This window comes from Streptomyces sp. PKA51 (assembly GCF_057552455.1).
Genome location: NZ_BAAJPZ010000014.1, coordinates 96,084 through 115,255 on the forward strand (window position 1 = coordinate 96,084; position 19,172 = coordinate 115,255).

The window sequence follows — 19,172 nt, forward strand, 5'->3', positions numbered from 1 at the left end:
GGCCCGGACGGGCGTCGGCCGGACGGGCGGTCCGCCAGCCGCCTCCGTCGGGAGTCAGCCGCAGTGGCCCGCGGGACGGGTGCGGGTCACCAGATCGGTGTAGCCGGTGGTGCCGTCGATCCACACCACCTGCTTGCCGCCGGCCGCGGCCGCGCCGATCTGCTCACCGCGGTTGCAGGAGACCCGGGCGGGGGCGGTGGCGCCGGTGGCGTCCGCGCCGAACTGCCACAGCTTGGCCAGCGACTCGTTGCGGGCGCGGCTGTCCGGCACCTGGGCCGAGACGGTCACCGCGTCGTCGGAGGCGGTGACGTCGAAGGCGTACAGCGCCCGCTCGCCCTTCTCCGGGCTCACGTCCACCGTGCCGCTGCCGTCGAGGTTCGCCCGGCGCACGGCCACCTGGCCGTCGTCCACGTTCTCGTCGGCCAGCCAGTAGACGTGCTTGCCGGTGATGGCCGTCTGCCCGACGGCCTGGGGCTGCCCGAGCTGCTTCATCAGCGTGCGCGTGCCGCCGGCGAGGTCGAGGACCTCCACGCCGCTGCGGTAGTCCTCGCCGTCGCGGTAGGACTTGGCGTACGCGATGCGGCCGTGGCTGATCGAGGGCGCCGCGGAGCCGACGTCGGAGGTGCCGCCGTCCACCCAGGTGGGCTGCTTGTCACCCGGACGCAGGTAGCCCACGTGGCGGGATCCGAAGAGGTCCATCTTCTCCAGCACCACGACCTGACCCTCGACGCGCACGCCGGAGACGGTGTCGGGGGTGCTGTAGAGCTTCTTGACCGGGCCGCCGGCCAGCGGCCGGGAGAGCACGTCGATGCCGGCCGGGCTGTACGCCGACCAGACCACCGTCTTCCCGTCGGTCGCCGGGTTGACGTGGAAGCGCCCGTCGTTCGGGCTGATCAGCTTGGGCGTGCCGGAGCCGTCCGTACGTCCGGCCCACACCGAGTACGCCTCGGTGCCGTCGTCGTTCGACTTGGCCGCGGCCCACCAGCCGCCGCCGGCGCCCACGCCGGTCTCGGCGGTGTTCAGCCGGCCCAGCAGCTGGTCGGAGTCGACGCCCAGGGCCTGCTCCCAGTTCGGGACGATGCCGTGGGCGTTGAAGGAGCGCTTGACGACGTTCAGCTGCTGCCCGGTGACGTTCAGGGCCCGGGCGGCCGCGATGACCGCGTTGCGGCCCTCGGTGAAGCCGTCGAGCGGGGTCATGTACTCCGTGAGCGCCTTGTAGGCGATCTTGTCGGCGAGCGTGCGGCCGAGGTCCTCGCGGATGTCCCACAGGGCGCCCGAGAAGATCGTGGAGTTCAGGTGCACGCCGCCGTTGTCGTAGGCGAAGGAGGTGCCCGTGAAGTTCTTGGCCGTCGTCGCCCCGTCGTTGAGGTCGCGGAAGGCGCAGTCGCGCGGCGACTTGGTACGGCACAGGTTGCCGCCCAGCAGGCCCGCGTCCGGGTCGTCCATCGACATGCCGGCCGCGTCGACGGCGATGGCGTTGCCGAAGTAGTCCGCGAGGGCCTCGTTGAGGGCGCCGGACTGGCCGGCGTAGACGAGGTTGGCGGAGTTCTCCACGACGCCGTGCGTCATCTCGTGACCGACCACGTCGAGGTCGGCGGAGAGCGTCCGGAACTCCTTGTCGCCGCCGCCGTACACCATCTTGGTGCCGTCCCAGAAGGCGTTGACGTACGGCATGCCGAAGTACGAGACGCCGACGAGGGAGTTGATGGCCATGCCGCGGCCGTCCAGGCTGTCGCGGCCGTGGACCTTCTTGTAGTAGTCGTAGACCTTGCCGGCCGCCCAGTGCGCATCGACCGCGCCGGATTCGGTGGCGTCCTTGCCGAACTGCGGCGTCTTGGAGCCGAACTCCTTGATGCCCTCGGGCCAGGTGCCGCTGACCTCGGTGACGTCCTTGCCGCGGACGTCCCAGGTCGAGATCACGTTCTTGCTGGTGTCCCACATCCGCGCGTGGTCGTTCATCACGTACTCGCCGCGCGCGGTGTCGAAGAACAACTCCAGCTCGACCGTCGTGCCGTCGTACTTCACGCCCGAGCCCTGGAGGCCGGGGTTGCGCCCGCCGTCGGGGGCCCTGCCCTCCTTGGCGTCACCGGCCGGGGCGCCGGGGGCCGGCTGCGCCTTCGGCGCGCCGAAGGTCTTGATCCCGCTGTACTGCAGGACCGGGAAGCCGGCCTTGGCGTCGATGTAAACCTCGCGCAGCACCGGCTCGCCGGTGGCGGGGTCCACGCCGCGGACGGTGACGTGCTGGGTGAGGACGCCGGGGCCCTTGGGGATGACGACGAGGCCGCGGGCGGTACCCGTCAGGGCCGGCCCGCCGGCCTTGGCCTTGAGCTTCTTGGCGCCGAGCTGCGCCGTGACGGCGCCGACGGCCCGCCGGACGGCGAGCTCCTCGCCGACGTCGGGCGTGGTGCCGGTGGTCAGCGCGGTGAAGTACTTGCCGGAGGTGCCGGTGACGACGCGCTTGCCGTCCTTCTTCTCCATCCGGACGACGTACTGCCCGCCGAGGACCTCGACGCCGCGGTGCTTCTGCTGCAGCCGGACGGTCTCCGTCGTCCCCGCGGCGAGGGTCTGCACGGGCGTGAGGTCACGGGCCGGATTCGCTATGCGGTAACGGTTCTTCTTGTCCGCGAGGTGCCCCCGGGCCGCATCGGCCGCGCTGCCCGTGGCCTTGGCGGCGTCCCGGATGCCGTCGACCAGGGAAGGGGTGGAGGTTCCCTTCCCCGGAACGACGTCCGCCGGGTCGCCGCCGCTGCCGCTCCCGGCCGCGAGGGCCTGGGCCGGCAGCGCACCGACGACAAGGGCGGCAGCGCTCACCAGCGCTGCCGCCCCTGCTATTCCGCTCTTGACTACCGGTCTTCCTGAACGAGCTCTGGAACTGCGCAAGGTTCCCCCTCCGTACGTACGGAACGCCGGAATTTCTGTGGTCGGCGCATATGCAACCCGTGAGGCGGGAGCCGATCAATGGGGCGTGCGGAGTGGGGGGTTGATTTCGGCCGGGGTCTACGAGCCGGTAGCACCGTCGATGCGCTCGCGCAGCAGATCGGCGTGGCCGTTGTGGCGGGCGTACTCCTCGACGAGGTGGAGGAGGATCCAGCGCAGCGAGACCCGCTCCTCGCCCATGAAGCGCACGCCCTCCTCCGTGAGCGTGCCGCAGTCGTCGAGCGAGGCACCGGCGACGAGCTCCCGGGCCGCGGCGATCTCCGCCCGCCAGGCGGCCAGGGCCTCGTCGATGCCCTCGTCGGTGTCGAGGACGAAGCCCTGGTCCTTGGCCTCCCCGTACAACCAGGGCGTGTCCGGCCGGCCGGCGAAGATCCGCCGGAACCAGTTCCGTTCGACCTCGGCCATGTGCCGCACCAGACCGAGCAGCGTCATGGACGACGGCTCGGCGGAGGCGGTACGCAGCTGCTTGTCGTCGAGCCCCGCGCACTTCAGCGCGAGGGTCTCACGGTGGAAGTCCAGCCATGCCTCCAGCATGGCCCGTTCATCTGCGTGCAGGGGCGGCACGACCCGCCCGTCCGGCATCGAGACCATGGGCCTCACCCTGGCACGGACGGGCCCGGCCGGTCACCCCTCGCGCAGCGACCTCAGTCCCGCGGGAACTTGGCCGTGGAGAGCGTGAGCCCCAGAGGGGTGTCGGTCAGGTCGATCGGGTCGCCGAAGTCGAGCTTGCGGTAGGCGCGGAACTCGCCGTCCTTGGGGACCGTGTACACATGGCACTGCCCGGTGTACGGGTCCGCGATGACGTACACCGGGATCTCACCGGCGGCGTAGGCGGCCTTCTTCTTGCCGTAGTCGCTGTCGGCGGTCTCGCGCGAGATCACTTCGAAGACGAACTCGACGTCCTGATAACGCCACTTGCCCTTGTCGTCCTTCTCGGCCCCGTCGGAGAGCTTGAACAGGTCCGGGGCGAAACCGTTGCGGTAGCCCGGCAGGTCGAGGCGGACGTCGCACTGAATGATGCTGTCCTCTCCGAAGTGCGCCTCCAGTTGACGCAGCACGGCCCGAATGATTCCCCAGTGCGTTGGCCTCTGCGGCGACATATGAACAGCCCCCTCGACGATCTCGCCCTTGTACCCCTCGGGGACGATCTCGTAGAGAAGCTCGAACATGTCGTCGAAGCTCTGCTCGCCGGCCATCTTGGTCCTGTCGGTCAGCACGATGGTCACTTGGCGCTCCTCCCCGCTGCCACTGATGTCAGCAGCCGCGCAGTACAACGATACGCACGCCGTTCCCGGCACGCCGGGCAGCGGGAGAGGTGCGTCACATCGCGCGCCGCTACGCCGCCAGCGGCACGGTGGCCGTCGCCGGGGTCAGGGCCAGCTCCAGCACCCGGCGCACGTCCGAGACCGCGTGCACGTCGAGCGCGGCCAGGACCTCGGCCGGGACGTCGTCGAGGTCCGGCTCGTTGCGCTTGGGGATGATCACCGTCGTGATGCCCGCGCGGTGCGCGGCCAGCAACTTCTGCTTCACGCCGCCGATCGGCAGGACCCGGCCCGTCAGCGAGACCTCGCCCGTCATCGCCACGTCCGGGCGCACCTGGCGGCCGGACAGGAGGGAGGCCAGGGCGGTGGTCATGGTGATGCCGGCGCTCGGCCCGTCCTTCGGCACGGCCCCGGCGGGCACGTGCAGGTGGACGCCGCGCTCCTTGAAGTCGCCCACGGGCAGCTCCAGCTCGGCACCGTGGGAGCGCAGGAAGGACAGGGCGATCTGCGCCGACTCCTTCATGACGTCGCCCAGCTGGCCCGTGAGCGTCAGACCCGCGCCGCCCGTCTCCGGGTCGGCCAGCGACGCCTCGACGAAGAGGACGTCGCCGCCCGCGCCGGTGACCGCCAGGCCGGTGGCCACGCCCGGCACGGACGTACGGCGCTCGGCCGGGTCCTGCGCGGACTCGGGCGTGTGGTGGGGCCGGCCGATGAGCGGGCGCAGCTGCTCCACGCCGATGGTGAACGGCAGCTCCTGCTCCCCCAGCTCGTGCTTGGCCGCGACCTTGCGCAGGAGCCGGGCGATGGAGCGTTCCAGGTTGCGCACGCCCGCCTCGCGGGTGTACTCGCCGGCGAGCTTGCGCAGCGCGGCGTCCTCGACGACGACCTCCTCCGGCGCCAGCCCCGCCCGCTCCAGCTGCCGGCGCAGCAGGTGGTCGCGGGCGATGACGACCTTCTCGTCCTCCGTGTAGCCGTCCAGGCGCACCAGCTCCATGCGGTCCAGGAGCGCCTCGGGGATGGCTTCGAGGACGTTGGCGGTGGCGAGGAAGACCACGTCGGACAGGTCGAGCTCGACCTCCAGGTAGTGGTCGCGGAAGGTGTGGTTCTGGGCCGGGTCCAGCACTTCGAGCAGGGCCGCGGCCGGGTCGCCGCGGAAGTCGGAGCCGACCTTGTCGATCTCGTCGAGCAGGACGACCGGGTTCATGGAGCCGGCCTCCTTGATCGCCCGCACGATGCGGCCCGGCAGGGCACCGACGTACGTACGGCGGTGGCCGCGGATCTCCGCCTCGTCGCGCACGCCGCCAAGGGCGACCCGGACGAACTTCCGGCCCATCGCACGGGCCACGCTCTCGCCGAGGCTGGTCTTGCCCACGCCGGGCGGGCCGACGAGCGCGAGCACCGCGCCCCCGCGCCGCCCGCCGACCACGCCCAGCCCCCGGTCGGCGCGCCGCTTGCGCACCGCCAGGTACTCGGTGATCCGCTCCTTGACGTCCTCCAGGCCCGCGTGATCCGCGTCGAGAACGGCCTTGGCGCCGGGAATGTCGTAGGCGTCCTCGCTGCGCTCGTTCCACGGCATCTCCAGGACCGTGTCCAGCCAGGTGCGGATCCAGCCGCTCTCGGGGCTCTGGTCGGAGGCGCGTTCGAGCTTGTCGACCTCCTTCAGGGCCGCCTGGCGCACCTTGTCCGGCAGGTCGGCGGCCTCGACGCGGGCGCGGTAGTCCTCCGACTCGCTCTCCGGGTCCCCGTTGAGCTCGGCGAGCTCCTTGCGGACGGCCTCCAGCTGGCGGCGCAGCAGGAACTCGCGCTGCTGCTTGTCCACGCCCTTCTGGACGTCCTTCGCGATGGACTCCGCGACGTCCTGCTCGGCGAGGTGCTCACCGAGGCGCTTGACGGCCAGCTTCAGACGGGCGACCGGATCCGCGGTCTCCAGCAGCTCCACGCGCTGGGCCACGGTCAGGAACGGGGAATAACCCGAGTTGTCGGCGAGCTGACCCGGATCGTCGATCTGCTGCACCCGGTCCACGACCTGCCAGGCGCCGCGCTTGCGCAGCCAGCTGGTGGCGAGGGCCTTGTACTCCTTCATCAACTCGGTCACCGCGCCCGGCAGCGGGTCGGGGGTGACCTCCTCCACGGCGGTGCCCTCCACCCACAGGGCGGCGCCCGGGCCGGTCGTACCGGCACCGATCCGGACCCGGCGCACACCGCGGATCAGCGCGCCGGGGTCGCCGTCGGAGAGCCGGCCCACCTGCTCGACGGTGCCGAGCGTGCCGGTGCCGGCGTACGTGCCGTCGACGCGCGGCACGAGCAGGACACGCGGCTTGGCGCCGCTCGCCGCGGCGGCCTGCGCGGCCTCGACGGCGGCGCGGACCTCGGTGTCCGAGAGGTCGAGGGGAACGACCATCCCGGGCAGGACGACCTCGTCGTCGAGGGGCAGGACGGGCAGGGTGAGCGGTGCGGACGTCGAAGCCATGATCTCCCCTTCGGCAGGCAAGTTGAGCTGTACCGACTCAATGCATGACCGGTGCGGGATGTTCCCGGGCGGGTGTTCGCTGTGAGCGATCACGGTTGGCGCCCGGTCCTCAAACGCCGGACGGGCTGCATTGCAGCCCGTCCGGCGTTTGAGGACCGGGGGTCCGGGGGCGGAGCCCCCGGGGAGACGGGGGGAGGGCGGCACCCGGGCTCAGCCACCGACAGGGCGGTCGCGCAGCAAGGGGTGGCAGGCCAGGCCGATCAGGAGGGCTATGGGGTGGCCCCAGCTCGACATGGGGTCGATGAGTTCGATCAGGTCCTGGGCGCACATCGCCCCCGCCACCCCCAGCAGCAGCCACTGCCCCACCCGTGGCAGGAAGCCCGACAGGGCGCCCACGCACGCCATGAGGCCGAAGCTGATGCCGTAGTCGAGGCGGTGCAGGGACGCCTCGGGGAGGCGGCCGGCCGCCACCGCGCCCGCCACGGGGAGTTCCGTGGCGAGGGTGGCCAGGACGTGTCCGGCGAGGAAGACGCCGGCGGTGCGGGCGCCGCCGACGCGGCGTTCGAGGGCGGTGAGGACGAGGAGGAGGGCGGGGCCGTAGGCGGAGTACAGGCCGCCGGCCACCCACAGGGCGCTCGCGAGGAGGACGAGGACGGGACGGTCGGCGAGGTGGGCCGCGTCGGTGCTGGATTCCTTCAGCAGTTGCGTGACGGTGGCCTGGTCGCCGAGGTCGGCGTATATCGCGGTGGCGAGCAGGACGAGGCCGTAGGAGAAGGTGAAGGGCGTGCCCGTGGGGGTGGGCAGCAGCCGTATCAGGCTCCGGCGAGGGGTGGTCGCGGCGGGGCGCTTGTCGGCGTCAACCGCAGTCACTCGGTCAGGCCCCTTTCCGTGCACGTCCTCCCGGATCTGAACATTAAGGTGCAGGACCGGCCGCCGGATCAACTCCGGGGCGTGACTCGGGTCACCTTTGTCAACCTCTTGACGCTTTTCGGCGTCGGCCGGTTCGCCAACGACGCGAGGAGGTACGCAATGCCTGTCGATTCGTTTGATGCGCCGGTCGTGATCGACCGCCGTGAGGGGCCGCACGGTGAGGTCGTGCTGCGCCGCCGGGGCGGACACCACGAGATCATCGCCAATGGCTGCTTCCTGATGGACACCTCGGACGGGCGGTCCGAGCGGCTGCTGGTGGACGCGGCGCTGGCCGCGCTGCCGGCGGGGCGGCAGGGGCCGTCGGTGCTGATCGGCGGACTGGGGGTGGGGTTCTCGCTCGCCCGGGCGGCGGCCGAGCGGCGCTGGGGGCGTATCACGGTGGTCGAGCGCGAGGCGGCGGTGATCGACTGGCACCGCGCCGGCCCGCTGTCGGCGATCTCGGGCGCGGCCCTGGCCGATCCCCGTACGGAGGTGGTGCACGCGGACCTGGTGGCGTACCTGGCGGACCGGTCGGGCCCCCTCTTCGACGCGCTGTGCCTGGACATCGACAACGGCCCCGACTGGACCGTCACGGAGGACAACGACAGCCTCTACTCCCCCGCCGGACTGGCCTCCTGCCGACGGCGGCTGGCGCCCGGCGGGGTGCTCGCCGTGTGGTCGGCTCAGCCCTCGCCGGCGTTCGAACAAGCCCTTCGCAATGCCGGATTCGCCGGGGTAACGACGGAAGAGATCGCGGTTGCCCGAGGCGTCCCGGACGTCGTCCACCTCGCGATCCGCGCCGCGTAGCCGAGCCGCGCCGGGTGCCCGTACCCTGCCTTGCACAGCTGCAGGACCGGCGGGGATTCCCGGCACCGGTGCCGGGATTTCCGCATGGAGGACGCTAGGGGCGGGGCGTATGGAACAGACACACATCGGCCCGAGCGGTGCCGCGGCGAGCGTCGGGGCACAGCGCCGGGTGCTGGTCGTCGAGGACGACCGCACGATCACCGATGCCATCGCGGCCCGGCTGCGGGCGGAGGGGTTCCAGGTGCGTACGGCGGGCGACGGCCCCGCCGCCGTCGACACCGCCGAGGCGTGGCAACCGGACCTGCTGGTGCTGGACGTGATGCTGCCGGGCTTCGACGGGCTGGAGGTGTGCCGCCGGGTGCAGGCGCAGCGGCCGGTGCCCGTCCTGATGCTGACCGCGCGCGACGACGAGACCGACATGCTGGTCGGGCTGGGGGTCGGCGCGGACGACTACATGACCAAGCCGTTCTCGATGCGGGAGCTGGCGGCGCGGGTGCATGTGCTGCTGCGCCGGGTGGAGCGGGCCACGCTGGCCGCGCACACCCCGCGCAGCGGCATCCTGCGGCTGGGCGAGCTGGAGATCGACCACGCCCAGCGCCGGGTGCGGGTGCGCGGCGGGGACGTGCACCTGACGCCGACGGAGTTCGACCTGCTGGTGTGCCTGGCCAACACCCCGCGCGCGGTGCTCTCGCGCGAGCAGCTGCTGGCGGAGGTGTGGGACTGGGCGGACGCCTCCGGCACCCGCACGGTGGACAGTCACATCAAGGCGCTGCGCCGCAAGATCGGCGCGGAGCGGATCCGTACGGTGCACGGGGTGGGATACGCCCTGGAGACGCCGGCGGCGTGAGGACGGCATGACGGGTGAGGCACGGCTGGTGAGGCGGCATGACTGACGGCAGCACCCCGCCGCCCGGGCTGGGCAGCCGGCTCTGGCTGGCCCTGCGGCCCCTGGATCCGTACCGGTCGGTCAAGGCGGCGCTCGGCGCCCTGGTGATCGGCTCGGTGGCGATCACCACCCTGCTGGTGTTCATGGCGATCCGCTCGGCGACCGAGCTGCGGGTGATCACCGTGTTCTCGATCATCGCCTCGCTGCTGATCACCCAGTTCGTGGCGCACGGCCTGACCGCCCCGCTGGACGAGATGACCGAGGTCACCCGGGCGATGGCGCAGGGGGACTACACCCGCCGGGTGCGGGCCCGGCGGCGGGACGAGTTCGGCGACCTGGCGGACGCCTTCAACCGGATGGCGGCCGACCTGGAGGCGGTGGACACCCACCGCAAGGAGCTGGTGGCCAACGTCTCGCACGAGCTGCGCACCCCCATCGCCGGTCTGCGGGGGGTGCTGGAGAACGTGGTGGACGGGGTCTCGGAGCCGGATCCGGAGACGATGCGCACGGCGCTGCGCCAGACCGAGCGGCTGGGCCGGCTGGTGGAGCAGCTGCTGGATCTGTCCCGGCTGGACAACGGGGTGGTGCCGCTGCGCGCCCGGCGCTTCGAGGTGTGGCCGTATCTGGCGGGGGTGCTCAAGGAGGCCGGCATGGCCTGCGGCAGCGGTTCCTCTCCGCGCGCCCGCAAGGACGTCCACCTGCATCTGGACGTCGCGCCGCCGGAGCTGACGGCCCACGCGGACGTCGAGCGGCTGCACCAGGTGGTCGCCAATCTGGTGGACAACGCCGTCAAGCACAGTCCCCCACACGGCCGAGTGACGGTCCGGGCGCGCCGGGGGGAGGGGCCGCAGTCCCTGGCCCTGGAGGTGCTGGACGAGGGCCCGGGCATCCCCGCCTCCGAACGGGACCGGGTCTTCGAGCGCTTCAACCGGGGCTCCGGTGCCCAGCCGGCCGGCCAGCCGGGTGACGGGGGCACCGGACTGGGGCTGGCCATCGCGCGCTGGGCGGTGGACCTGCACGGCGGGAGCATCGGGGTGGCGGAGTCGCCCCGTGGCTGCCGCATCAAGGTCACGCTTCCGGGACAGGCCCCGCGGGCCGGGTTGGCGTAGGGTCGTTGGTGGGAGCACACATCCGCGACCGGACCGGGGCACGGTCCGGTGATCGGGGAACCCGGGAGGAAGCAGAACCTCCGGGTTTTCCCGCGTCGCCATGCCCCGAAACCCGGGGCAGAGTGTGACTTAGGCGACGACTGGCCGGGGTGGCCTGCATTAAGGGTCCCGACAGGCGTAGCCTTTATTCCCGCTGTCCACCACCTTAGGAAGCGGAAGAGGGCGGTTGCCGCCGTGTCGCCACAGTCCCCCAACACCTCGAGCGTCTCGACCGACCAAGCCGGGCAGGGCAAGAGTCCTGCCGATGTGTTCGGTCCCAATGAGTGGCTCGTCGACGAGATCTACCAGCAGTACCTCCAGGACCCGAACTCGGTCGACCGAGCCTGGTGGGACTTCTTCGCCGACTACAAGCCGGGCACGGCGTCGGCCCCGCCGACGCCGGAGGTGACCGGGGCCGCCCCGGCCGCCCCCGCGGCGCCCGGTGCCGCGCCGGCCGCTGGTGCGGGTGCTGCGACCCCGGCCGCCCCGGCCGCGGCCCAGGCCGCAACCGTTCCGGCCGCCCCGGCGAAGCCCGCGCAGGCCGCCCCGGCTCCGGCTGCGAAGCCCGCCGCCGCTGCCCCGGCCAAGGCCGTCGCGCCCAAGCCGGTCGTGAAGAAGGCCGTCAAGGCCGAGGAGGCGGCCCCGGCCGCCGAGACGGAGTTCATGACGCTGCGCGGCCCCTCCGCCGCCGTGGCGAAGAACATGAACGCCAGCCTGGAGGTGCCGACCGCGACCAGCGTGCGCGCGGTGCCGGTCAAGCTGCTGTTCGACAACCGCATCGTCATCAACAACCACCTGCAGCGCGCCCGGGGCGGGAAGGTCTCCTTCACCCACCTCATCGGCTTCGCCATGGTGCAGGCGATGAAGCTGATGCCGTCGATGAACTACTCCTTCATGGAGAAGGACGGCAAGCCGACCCTCGTCAAGCCCGCGCACGTCAACCTCGGTCTGGCCATCGACCTGGTCAAGCCGAACGGTGAGCGCCAGCTGGTCGTCGCGGCCATCAAGAAGGCCGAGACCCTCAACTTCTTCGAGTTCTGGCAGGCCTACGAGGACATCGTCCGCCGCGCCCGGAACAACAAGCTGACGATGGACGACTTCACCGGGGTGACGTGCTCGCTCACCAACCCCGGCGGCATCGGCACCGTCCACTCCGTGCCGCGCCTGATGCCCGGCCAGAGCGTCATCATGGGCGTCGGCGCCATGGAGTACCCGGCCGAGTTCCAGGGCACCTCGCAGGACGCCCTGAACAAGCTGGGCATCTCGAAGGTCATGACCCTGACCTCGACCTACGACCACCGCGTCATCCAGGGCGCCGCGTCGGGCGAGTTCCTGCGGATCATGCACCAGCTGCTGCTGGGCGAGAACAACTTCTACGACGACATCTTCGAGGCGCTGCGGATCCCCTACGAGCCGATCCGCTGGCTGAAGGACATCGACGCCTCCCACGACGACGACGTCACCAAGGCCGCCCGCGTCTTCGAGCTGATCCACTCCTACCGGGTCCGCGGCCACGTCATGGCCGACACCGACCCGCTGGAGTACCGCCAGCGCAAGCACCCCGACCTCGACATCACCGAGCACGGGCTCACCCTGTGGGACCTGGAGCGCGAGTTCGCCGTCGGCGGCTTCGCCGGCAAGTCGATGATGAAGCTGCGCGACATCCTGGGCGTGCTGCGCGACTCGTACTGCCGCACCACCGGCATCGAGTACATGCACATCCAGGACCCCAAGCAGCGCCGCTGGATCCAGGAGCGCGTCGAGCGCCCGCACCACAAGCCGGAGCGCGAGGAGCAGCTGCGCATCCTGCGCCGCCTGAACGCGGCCGAGGCGTTCGAGACGTTCCTGCAGACGAAGTACGTCGGCCAGAAGCGCTTCTCGCTGGAGGGCGGCGAGTCCGTCATCCCGCTGCTGGACGCGGTGCTGGACGCGGCCGCCGAGTCCCGCCTGGACGAGGCCGTCATCGGCATGGCCCACCGCGGCCGGCTGAACGTGCTCGCGAACATCGTCGGCAAGTCCTACGCGCAGATCTTCCGCGAGTTCGAGGGCAACCTCGACCCGAAGTCGATGCACGGCTCCGGCGACGTGAAGTACCACCTGGGCGCCGAGGGCACCTTCACCGGCCTGGACGGCGAGCAGATCAAGGTCTCGCTGGCCGCCAACCCCTCCCACCTGGAGACGGTCGACCCGGTCGTCGAGGGCATCGCCCGCGCCAAGCAGGACATCATCGGCAAGGCCGGCACGGACTTCACCGTCCTGCCGATCCAGCTGCACGGCGACGCGGCCTTCGCGGGCCAGGGCGTGGTCGCGGAGACGCTGAACATGTCGCAGCTGCGCGGCTACCGCACCGGCGGCACCGTGCACATCGTCATCAACAACCAGGTCGGCTTCACCGCGCCGCCGGAGTCCTCGCGCTCGTCGCTGTACTGCACCGACGTCGCGCGCATGATCGAGGCGCCGATCTTCCACGTGAACGGTGACGACCCGGAGGCCGTGGTCCGCGTGGCGCGGCTGGCCTTCGAGTTCCGCCAGGCGTTCAACAAGGACGTCGTCATCGACCTGATCTGCTACCGCCGCCGGGGCCACAACGAGGCCGACAACCCCTCGTTCACCCAGCCGCTGATGTACGACCTGATCGACAAGAAGCGCTCGGTGCGCAAGCTGTACACCGAGTCGCTGATCGGCCGGGGCGACATCACCCTGGAGGAGGCCGAGCAGGCGCTGCAGGACTACCAGGGCCAGCTGGAGAAGGTCTTCACCGAGGTCCGCGACGCCACGTCGGAGCCGGCCCAGGCCCCGGTGCCCGCCGCCGAGCCGGAGTTCCCGGTCGCCGTGGACACCGCGATCTCCCAGGAGGTCGTCAAGCGGATCGCCGAGTCCCAGGTCACCCTGCCGGAGCACGTCACCGTGCACCCGCGTCTGCTGCCGCAGCTGCAGCGGCGCGCCTCCAGCGTCGAGGACGGCACCATCGACTGGGCCATGGGCGAGACCCTCGCCTTCGGTTCGCTGCTGATGGAGGGCGTCCCCGTCCGCCTGGCCGGCCAGGACTCCCGCCGCGGCACCTTCGGCCAGCGCCACGCGGTGCTGGTGGACCGGGAGACCGGCGAGGACTACACCCCGCTGCTCTACCTCTCCGAGGACCAGGCGCGCTTCAACGTCTACGACTCGCTGCTCAGCGAGTACGCGGCGATGGGCTTCGAGTACGGCTACTCGCTGGCCCGCCCGGACGCGCTGGTGATGTGGGAGGCGCAGTTCGGTGACTTCGTCAACGGCGCCCAGTCGGTGACGGACGAGTTCATCTCCTCCTCCGAGCAGAAGTGGGGCCAGACCTCCGGCGTCGTCCTGCTGCTGCCGCACGGCTACGAGGGCCAGGGCCCGGACCACTCCTCGGCCCGCATCGAGCGCTTCCTCCAGCTGTGCGCGCAGAACAACATGACGGTCGCCATGCCGACGCTGCCGTCGAACTACTTCCACCTGCTGCGCTGGCAGGTCCACAACCCGCACCACAAGCCGCTCATCGTCTTCACCCCGAAGTCGATGCTGCGTCTGAAGGCCGCGGCGTCGAAGGCGGAGGAGTTCACGAGCGGCCGGTTCCGCCCGGTCATCGGCGACTCCACGGTCAACCCGGCGGACGTCCGCAAGGTCGTCTTCTGCTCCGGCAAGGTCTACTACGACCTGGAGGCCGAGCGGGTCAAGCGCGGGGCCATGGACACCGCCCTCATCCGTCTGGAGCGCCTGTACCCGCTGCCGGGTGCGGAGCTGCAGGAGGAGCTCAAGAAGTACGCCGGTGCCGAGAAGTACATCTGGGCGCAGGAGGAGCCGGCGAACCAGGGTGCCTGGCCGTTCATCGCGCTCAACCTGATCGACCACCTGGACCTGGCGGTCGGCGCCGACATCCCGGCCCGGGAGCGGCTGCGGCGGATCTCCCGCCCGCACTCGTCCTCCCCGGCGGTGGGTTCGGCGAAGCGTCACCAGGCCGAGCAGGCGCAGCTCGTGGCCGAGGTCTTCGAGGCGTAAGCCCGAGCCTCTGGCCGCACAGCAGGGCCCGTACCACTTCGGTGGTACGGGCCCTGCCCGTTTCCCCGGCGCCGTCAGCCCAGGTAGGGCTCGAAGTCCCAGTACGGGCGGATGCGCTGGCGGGCGGCGAGGGTGTGGGGGTGCTGGGCGCCGAGGGTGCGGGTGAGGCGTTGCAGGGCGTCCTCCTCGACCTTGCCGGCCTCCTCGTGCTCGCGCAGCCCCCGCAGGTCCATGGCGAGCGCCACCTCGCACGAGAGGGTGAAGGGGTGGTCGTCGCCCAGGGCCTGCCGGGCCCGGCGCAGGGTGTCGCGGCTGAGCTCGTGGGCGGCGTCCAGCCGCCCGGTGAAGTTGCGCCCGCCGGCGGTGTTGAGGGCGCAGCCCAGCACCCACGGGTGGTCGGGCCCCAGGGTGGCGGTCAGGCCCGCCAGGGCGGCCTCGAAGAGGCTGAGGGCCTCGGCCCGGTCGCCCGATGCCTGCAGGATCAGGCCGGTGTTGGTGAGCATGCCGGTACTGATGGGGTGTGCGGGCCCGAGGAGTTCGCGGAAGCCGGCCTCGCCCTCGGCGATGAGCTCGCGGGCCTGGCCGAGGTCGCCGTGCTCGCGGGCGTAGTTGCCGTGGTCGACGACGAGGCCGATGGTGGCGTAGTGGCGGCGGCCGTGCACCTGCTCGGTGTGTTCCAGCAGGCTGGCCATGGCGGCTCCGGCGTCCTGCAGCACTCCGGCGCGCCGCTGGCACAGCAGGAGGTTGTGGCGGGCGCGCAGGGTCTGCGGGTGCTGGGGGCCCAGGACCTGCAGGTGCAGCCGCATGCCGAGCTCCTGGCGGGCCAGGGCGTCGTTGTAGCGGCCCATGAGCCGCAGGTCGCGGGCGCAGGCGTTGCCGGAGACGAGGGTGGCGGGGTGCCGGGCGCGCAGCAGGGACTCGCGTTTGCGCAGGGTTTCGAGGTCGACCTCGTAGGCCTCGGCGTAGCGGCCGAGAAGGCGCAGGCCGGCGCCGAGGTTGTGCTGGGCGAGGAGGGTCAGGTAGTCGTCGGGGCCGAGCAGGTCGAGGGCGGTCTCCAGCACCTCGCGCTGGGCCTGCAGGGCCTCGGTGTATTGGCCGAGGTAGCGCTGGTCGGCGGCCAGGCAGCTGGTGGCGGTCATCAGGGCGGTGCCCTCGGTGCGGGGGGCGGCGCGCAGCCGGTCCAGCAGCTCGCGGTCGAGTTCGTAGGCGGCGCGGAAGGAGCCGTACGCGCGCAGGATGTTGCCCTGCTGGGTGGTGAGTTCGCCCATGCGCGGGTGCTCCGGCGGGTGGAACTCCGACCATGCCTGGCGCACCTGCTCGGCCAGCTGGACGCCGGTGCGGAACTCGCCGCTGCGATGGCAGTAGCGCAGCAGGTTGAGCACGGTCTCCTGGACGCGCTCGTTGCGGCTGGCGAGGGCGCCGGAGGGTTCGAGATGGGGCAGCAGCTCGGCGTAGCGCGGCCACAGCCGGCTGTCCTGGGGGTTGCCGGGGTCGGCGGCGGCGAGGGTGCGGCGGACGACCTTGCGGTGCAGGGCCCGTTCCCCGGGGGAGGTGAGCCGGCCGACGATGTCGTGGACGAGCCGGTGCATGTGCACGGACTCCTGCTCGGGGCCGGGTTCCTCGCCGGCGAGGGCGGTGCGGGTGTCGCGGGTGAAGACGGAGTAGTTGACGAGGGTGTCCAGGGCCCGGGTCCAGCCGGCGAGGTCGGTGGCGAGCCAGGCCAGGCCCTCGGGCAGGTCGGAGGCGGGCAGGTGGCGCACCAGGCCGATCGGGATGCGGCCGGGGGCGAAGGCGGCGCACAGGGCGAGCAGCTCCACGGCGTGGGGCTGGGCCTCGCGCAGGCGGTTGATCAGTATCGACCAGGAGGTGAGGGAGGAGCGCGGGACGTCGTCGAGGCCGGTCTGGTCGGCGAGTTCGGACAGCTCGCCGTCGCGGACCATGCGCAGGTAGTCGCCGACCGCCATGTCGGACTCGCCGAGCCAGGCGGCGGCCTGGACGAGGGCGAGGGGGAGGTCGGCGAGCTCGGCGGCGACCTCGTCGGCCTCGGCGGCGGTCAGCCGCGGGGCGCGGCGCATGAGGTAGCCGGTGCTCTCGCCGCGCTCGAAGCCCGGCACGTCGAGGACCATGGCGCGGCCCTCGCCCCAGCCGCGGTTGCGGGAGGTGATCAGGACGTGGCCGGGGCCCTCGGGCAGGACGTCGTCGGCGCCTTCGAGGTCGTCCCAGCCGTCGAAGATCAGCAGCCAGCGGCCGTGCGGGTCGCCGCGGCGCAGGGCCTCCTTCAGGGCGCGGATGCGCTCGCCGGGCTCGGAGCCGGCGTTCAGGTCGAGCTCGGGGGCGAGTTCGCCCAGGCGTTCGCGCAGGGTGCCGCGGGTGTCGGAGTTGACCCACCAGACGACGTCGTAGTCGGAGCTGAAGCGGTGGGCGTACTCGGCGGCCATCTGGGTCTTGCCGATGCCGGACATGCCCAGCAGGGCGACGACGGCGGTGCTGTGCTCGGCGTCCATGAGGTGTTGCTGGAGGCGGTTGAGCAGGTCGTCGCGGCCGGTGAAGCGGACGTTGCGGCGGGGGACCTCGCCCCAGACGGCCGGCGGGTCGCCCGGGTAGCGGGAGCCGGGGCCGGCCGGCACCGGGCGGCGGGGGCCGCCGGTGGGCAGCCCGAGCCTGCCGAGCAGTCTGCGCTCGGCCTCCTGGGCGCCGATGCCCCACAGGTCGACGGGTTCGAGGACGGCGGTGGCGGGCAGCAGGGCGCGGTTGGTGAGGTTGACGGCGGCGAAGCGCTGGGCGTTGGCGGCGACGACGCCGCGCAGGGCCTCGCTCCACTCCCCCTCGGGCCGGGGGCCGAGCTGGAAGAACCAGTCGCTGAGGACGAGCAGTATGCGGCCGGAGGCCAGCAGCAGGTCGCCCAGCGCGGATTCCAGGGGGATCTCGCGCGGCGGATCCCAGCGGTGCAGGCTGACCCGGTGGCCGTGGGTCTCCAGGCGGTGGGCGATCCAGGTGGCCCAGGGCCGGTGGAACCCGGCGAAGACGACGAGGAAGTGCTCGCCGCCCCCTCCTTGAGCGCCGGTGCCCTGCGCGCCGGTGCCGGCGGCCTGCCGCTGCGTGGCCATCCGCACGCCTCCCTTGTCCTTCGCGCCGCACCGGCCAGGGAGCCGGCCCGACAAAGATTACCCTACGTCACCATCACGTGACAGTGCGTCGGTTTTCGTGACGCGCTCGTCCGGCTGTTCGAGACAGGCCCGGTGTCGCTCCATGGTGGCCGCGAACTGCCGCCCGACGGAGGTCAGTTCAGCCGATTCAAGCAGGACGGGCAGGGCTTGCGCGACCTGCCGGAGGTAGGAATCGCGGCGGGCGCGGGCACCGTGCCGCGCACGGGGCGCGAGGTGCGGGCGGCGCGCCGCCCGGGCCCAGAAGTCGGCGAGCGCGAGGTGGGCGTACGTCCCCTGCAGGACGCCCCCGAGCGGCCTCGGGTCGGGCCGCCAGGGCACGCGGTGGCGCGGGGCGGCGCTCGCGCGGTGCAGGGGCGCGAGGTCGTGCAGGACGGCGAGCTTGCTGTGCTGGGTCTCGTGGACGAGGACCTCGGCCAGGGCCGCGGCCGTGCCCGGCGGGGTGGCCAGCACCGCGCCGGGCGCCGCCCGGAAGGTGGCGCTGGCGCCGGAGCCGCCGTCGCGCGGCGCGAGCGGCACCAGGCAGCGCAGCAGGGCCGTCACCTCGGCGGCGCGGGCGGGGTCGGCGTCGCGCAGCAGGGTCAGCGCCGCGCGCCACGTGCGGGGCCAGGCGCGGTGCGTGCCGCGGTCCGCGGGGGGCAGTGCGGCGCGGCCGACGCCGGTGGGCGGGGTGCGGTAGGGGTCGAGGTCCTCCAGGCGGGCGGTGCTGCCCGGCAGCCGCACCAGGCCGTGCCAGCCGGGCCCGGCGCCGGTGACCCGGCCGCCGGAGCGCAGCAGGACGGCCCGGGTGGGCCCGCCGGGCTCGCGCAGCCGGGCGAGCGGGCCGCGGGCGGTCAGCCGCAGGCACGGGCTGCGGGTGGTGAGGGTGCCGATGCCGGGCAGGGCGAGGGTGCCGTCGGGCGCGGGCAGGTCGAGGGTGAAGTCGGTGCCGGAGGTCAGGGCGACGGCGGCGGCGACGGCGCCGAAGTGCTCCAGGGCCCGGGCGAGTTCGGCGCCGTCGGGGGCGGTGAGCGCGTGGACGAGCCAGGTGCCCACGGGCGGGTAGTCCAGGGCCCAGCCGGCCAGGTGGGGCCGGCGGACCTCGGCCCGCTCCAGCAGCAGCCAGTGCTCCTCGAAGCGGGCGCGGGCGCCGCCGGGCGCGGCGGCGGGCTCCTCCAGCCTGGTGAGCAGCGATTTCAGCAGCACTAATCGGCGGCTGTGCAGAGCGCTCAGCAGCAGGGCGAGGTCGCCGGGCACGGAGTGGGTGCGGGCCAGCCGGGCCAGGACGGGGGCCGGCAGGGGCGCGGGCTCGGGGCGCGCGGCCCGGGGCGGCGGGCTGCCGGCCGGCCGGCGGGGGCTCACCGGGCGCCGCACGGGGCACCGGCGAGCCCGCCCACGCTGCCGTCGTCCCAGCTCTCCGCCAGCTCGGCGGGGTGCGCCAGTACGTGGCGCACGGCCGCCGTCAGGGCCGGGTCCCGGCTGGTGCGCAGGCCGCGCAGGCCGGTACGGCTCAGATCGGGCAGTGGCGACGTGCGCGGCGCGCCGTCCGTCCGGTCGGCCGCCGGGGCGTTCTCGAGCTGGGTCACCGTCTTC

12 protein-coding genes are annotated in these 19,172 nt (G+C 72.5%); 4 read left to right on the plus strand and 8 right to left on the minus strand.

The features are described 5' to 3' along the window. Positions 1–54 precede the first annotated feature (54 nt). The 5 genes from AC27L3_RS21000 to AC27L3_RS21020 form a co-directional block, all read right to left on the minus strand. Positions 55–2,880, minus strand: coding sequence for a M4 family metallopeptidase (locus tag AC27L3_RS21000; protein WP_487235594.1), 2,826 nt, complete (start codon positions 2,878–2,880; stop codon positions 55–57). A gap of 117 nt (positions 2,881–2,997) precedes the next feature. Next, on the minus strand, positions 2,998–3,528 hold the full coding sequence (locus AC27L3_RS21005) for a DinB family protein (protein WP_487235595.1): 531 nt from the start codon (positions 3,526–3,528) through the stop codon (positions 2,998–3,000). Positions 3,529–3,581: 53 nt separating this feature from the next. Then, positions 3,582–4,163 carry a Uma2 family endonuclease gene (locus tag AC27L3_RS21010; RefSeq protein WP_487235596.1) on the minus strand — a complete coding sequence of 194 codons (582 nt, stop codon included), beginning with the start codon at positions 4,161–4,163 and terminating at the stop codon, positions 3,582–3,584. 109 nt (positions 4,164–4,272) lie between these two features. Further along, positions 4,273–6,669 carry an endopeptidase La gene (gene lon / locus AC27L3_RS21015; protein WP_487235597.1) on the minus strand — a complete coding sequence of 799 codons (2,397 nt, stop codon included), beginning with the start codon at positions 6,667–6,669 and terminating at the stop codon, positions 4,273–4,275. A gap of 210 nt (positions 6,670–6,879) precedes the next feature. Beyond that, positions 6,880–7,539: a rhomboid-like protein gene (locus AC27L3_RS21020; protein ID WP_487235598.1), complete on the minus strand. Its 660-nt coding sequence runs from the start codon at positions 7,537–7,539 to the stop codon at positions 6,880–6,882. A 159-nt stretch (positions 7,540–7,698) separates the two neighbouring features. On the opposite strand from AC27L3_RS21020, the gene AC27L3_RS21025 reads away from it, so the two are divergent. From AC27L3_RS21025 to AC27L3_RS21040, 4 genes are all read left to right on the plus strand, one after another. Further along, the gene (locus AC27L3_RS21025) at positions 7,699–8,385 is read left to right on the plus strand and encodes a spermidine synthase family protein (RefSeq protein ID WP_487235599.1); all 687 of its coding nucleotides are present in this window, start codon (positions 7,699–7,701) and stop codon (positions 8,383–8,385) included. Positions 8,386–8,494: 109 nt separating this feature from the next. Continuing rightward, positions 8,495–9,232, plus strand: a complete 738-nt coding sequence (locus tag AC27L3_RS21030) for a response regulator transcription factor (protein ID WP_344437289.1) — start codon at positions 8,495–8,497, stop codon at positions 9,230–9,232. Positions 9,233–9,270: 38 nt separating this feature from the next. Then, positions 9,271–10,380 carry a sensor histidine kinase gene (locus AC27L3_RS21035; protein WP_487235600.1) on the plus strand — a complete coding sequence of 370 codons (1,110 nt, stop codon included), beginning with the start codon at positions 9,271–9,273 and terminating at the stop codon, positions 10,378–10,380. A gap of 234 nt (positions 10,381–10,614) precedes the next feature. Beyond that, positions 10,615–14,436: a multifunctional oxoglutarate decarboxylase/oxoglutarate dehydrogenase thiamine pyrophosphate-binding subunit/dihydrolipoyllysine-residue succinyltransferase subunit gene (locus AC27L3_RS21040; RefSeq protein ID WP_487235601.1), complete on the plus strand. Its 3,822-nt coding sequence runs from the start codon at positions 10,615–10,617 to the stop codon at positions 14,434–14,436. Positions 14,437–14,510: 74 nt separating this feature from the next. Here AC27L3_RS21040 and fxsT read toward each other — a convergent pair whose 3' ends face one another. From fxsT to AC27L3_RS21055, 3 genes are read right to left on the minus strand one after another with little or no spacing between them, the layout of a single operon-like run. After that, complete coding sequence (gene fxsT, locus AC27L3_RS21045; RefSeq protein WP_487235602.1) at positions 14,511–17,543, minus strand: FxSxx-COOH system tetratricopeptide repeat protein; 3,033 nt, start codon at positions 17,541–17,543, stop codon at positions 14,511–14,513. Between the two features lie 57 nt (positions 17,544–17,600). Then, the gene (locus AC27L3_RS21050) at positions 17,601–18,941 is read right to left on the minus strand and encodes an aKG-HExxH-type peptide beta-hydroxylase (protein ID WP_487235603.1); all 1,341 of its coding nucleotides are present in this window, start codon (positions 18,939–18,941) and stop codon (positions 17,601–17,603) included. After that, entirely contained in the window at positions 18,938–19,165 is a 228-nt protein-coding gene (locus AC27L3_RS21055) for a hypothetical protein (protein ID WP_487235604.1), read from the minus strand. Before AC27L3_RS21055 ends, AC27L3_RS21050 begins: the two co-directional genes overlap by 4 nt. Positions 19,166–19,172 lie beyond the last annotated feature (7 nt).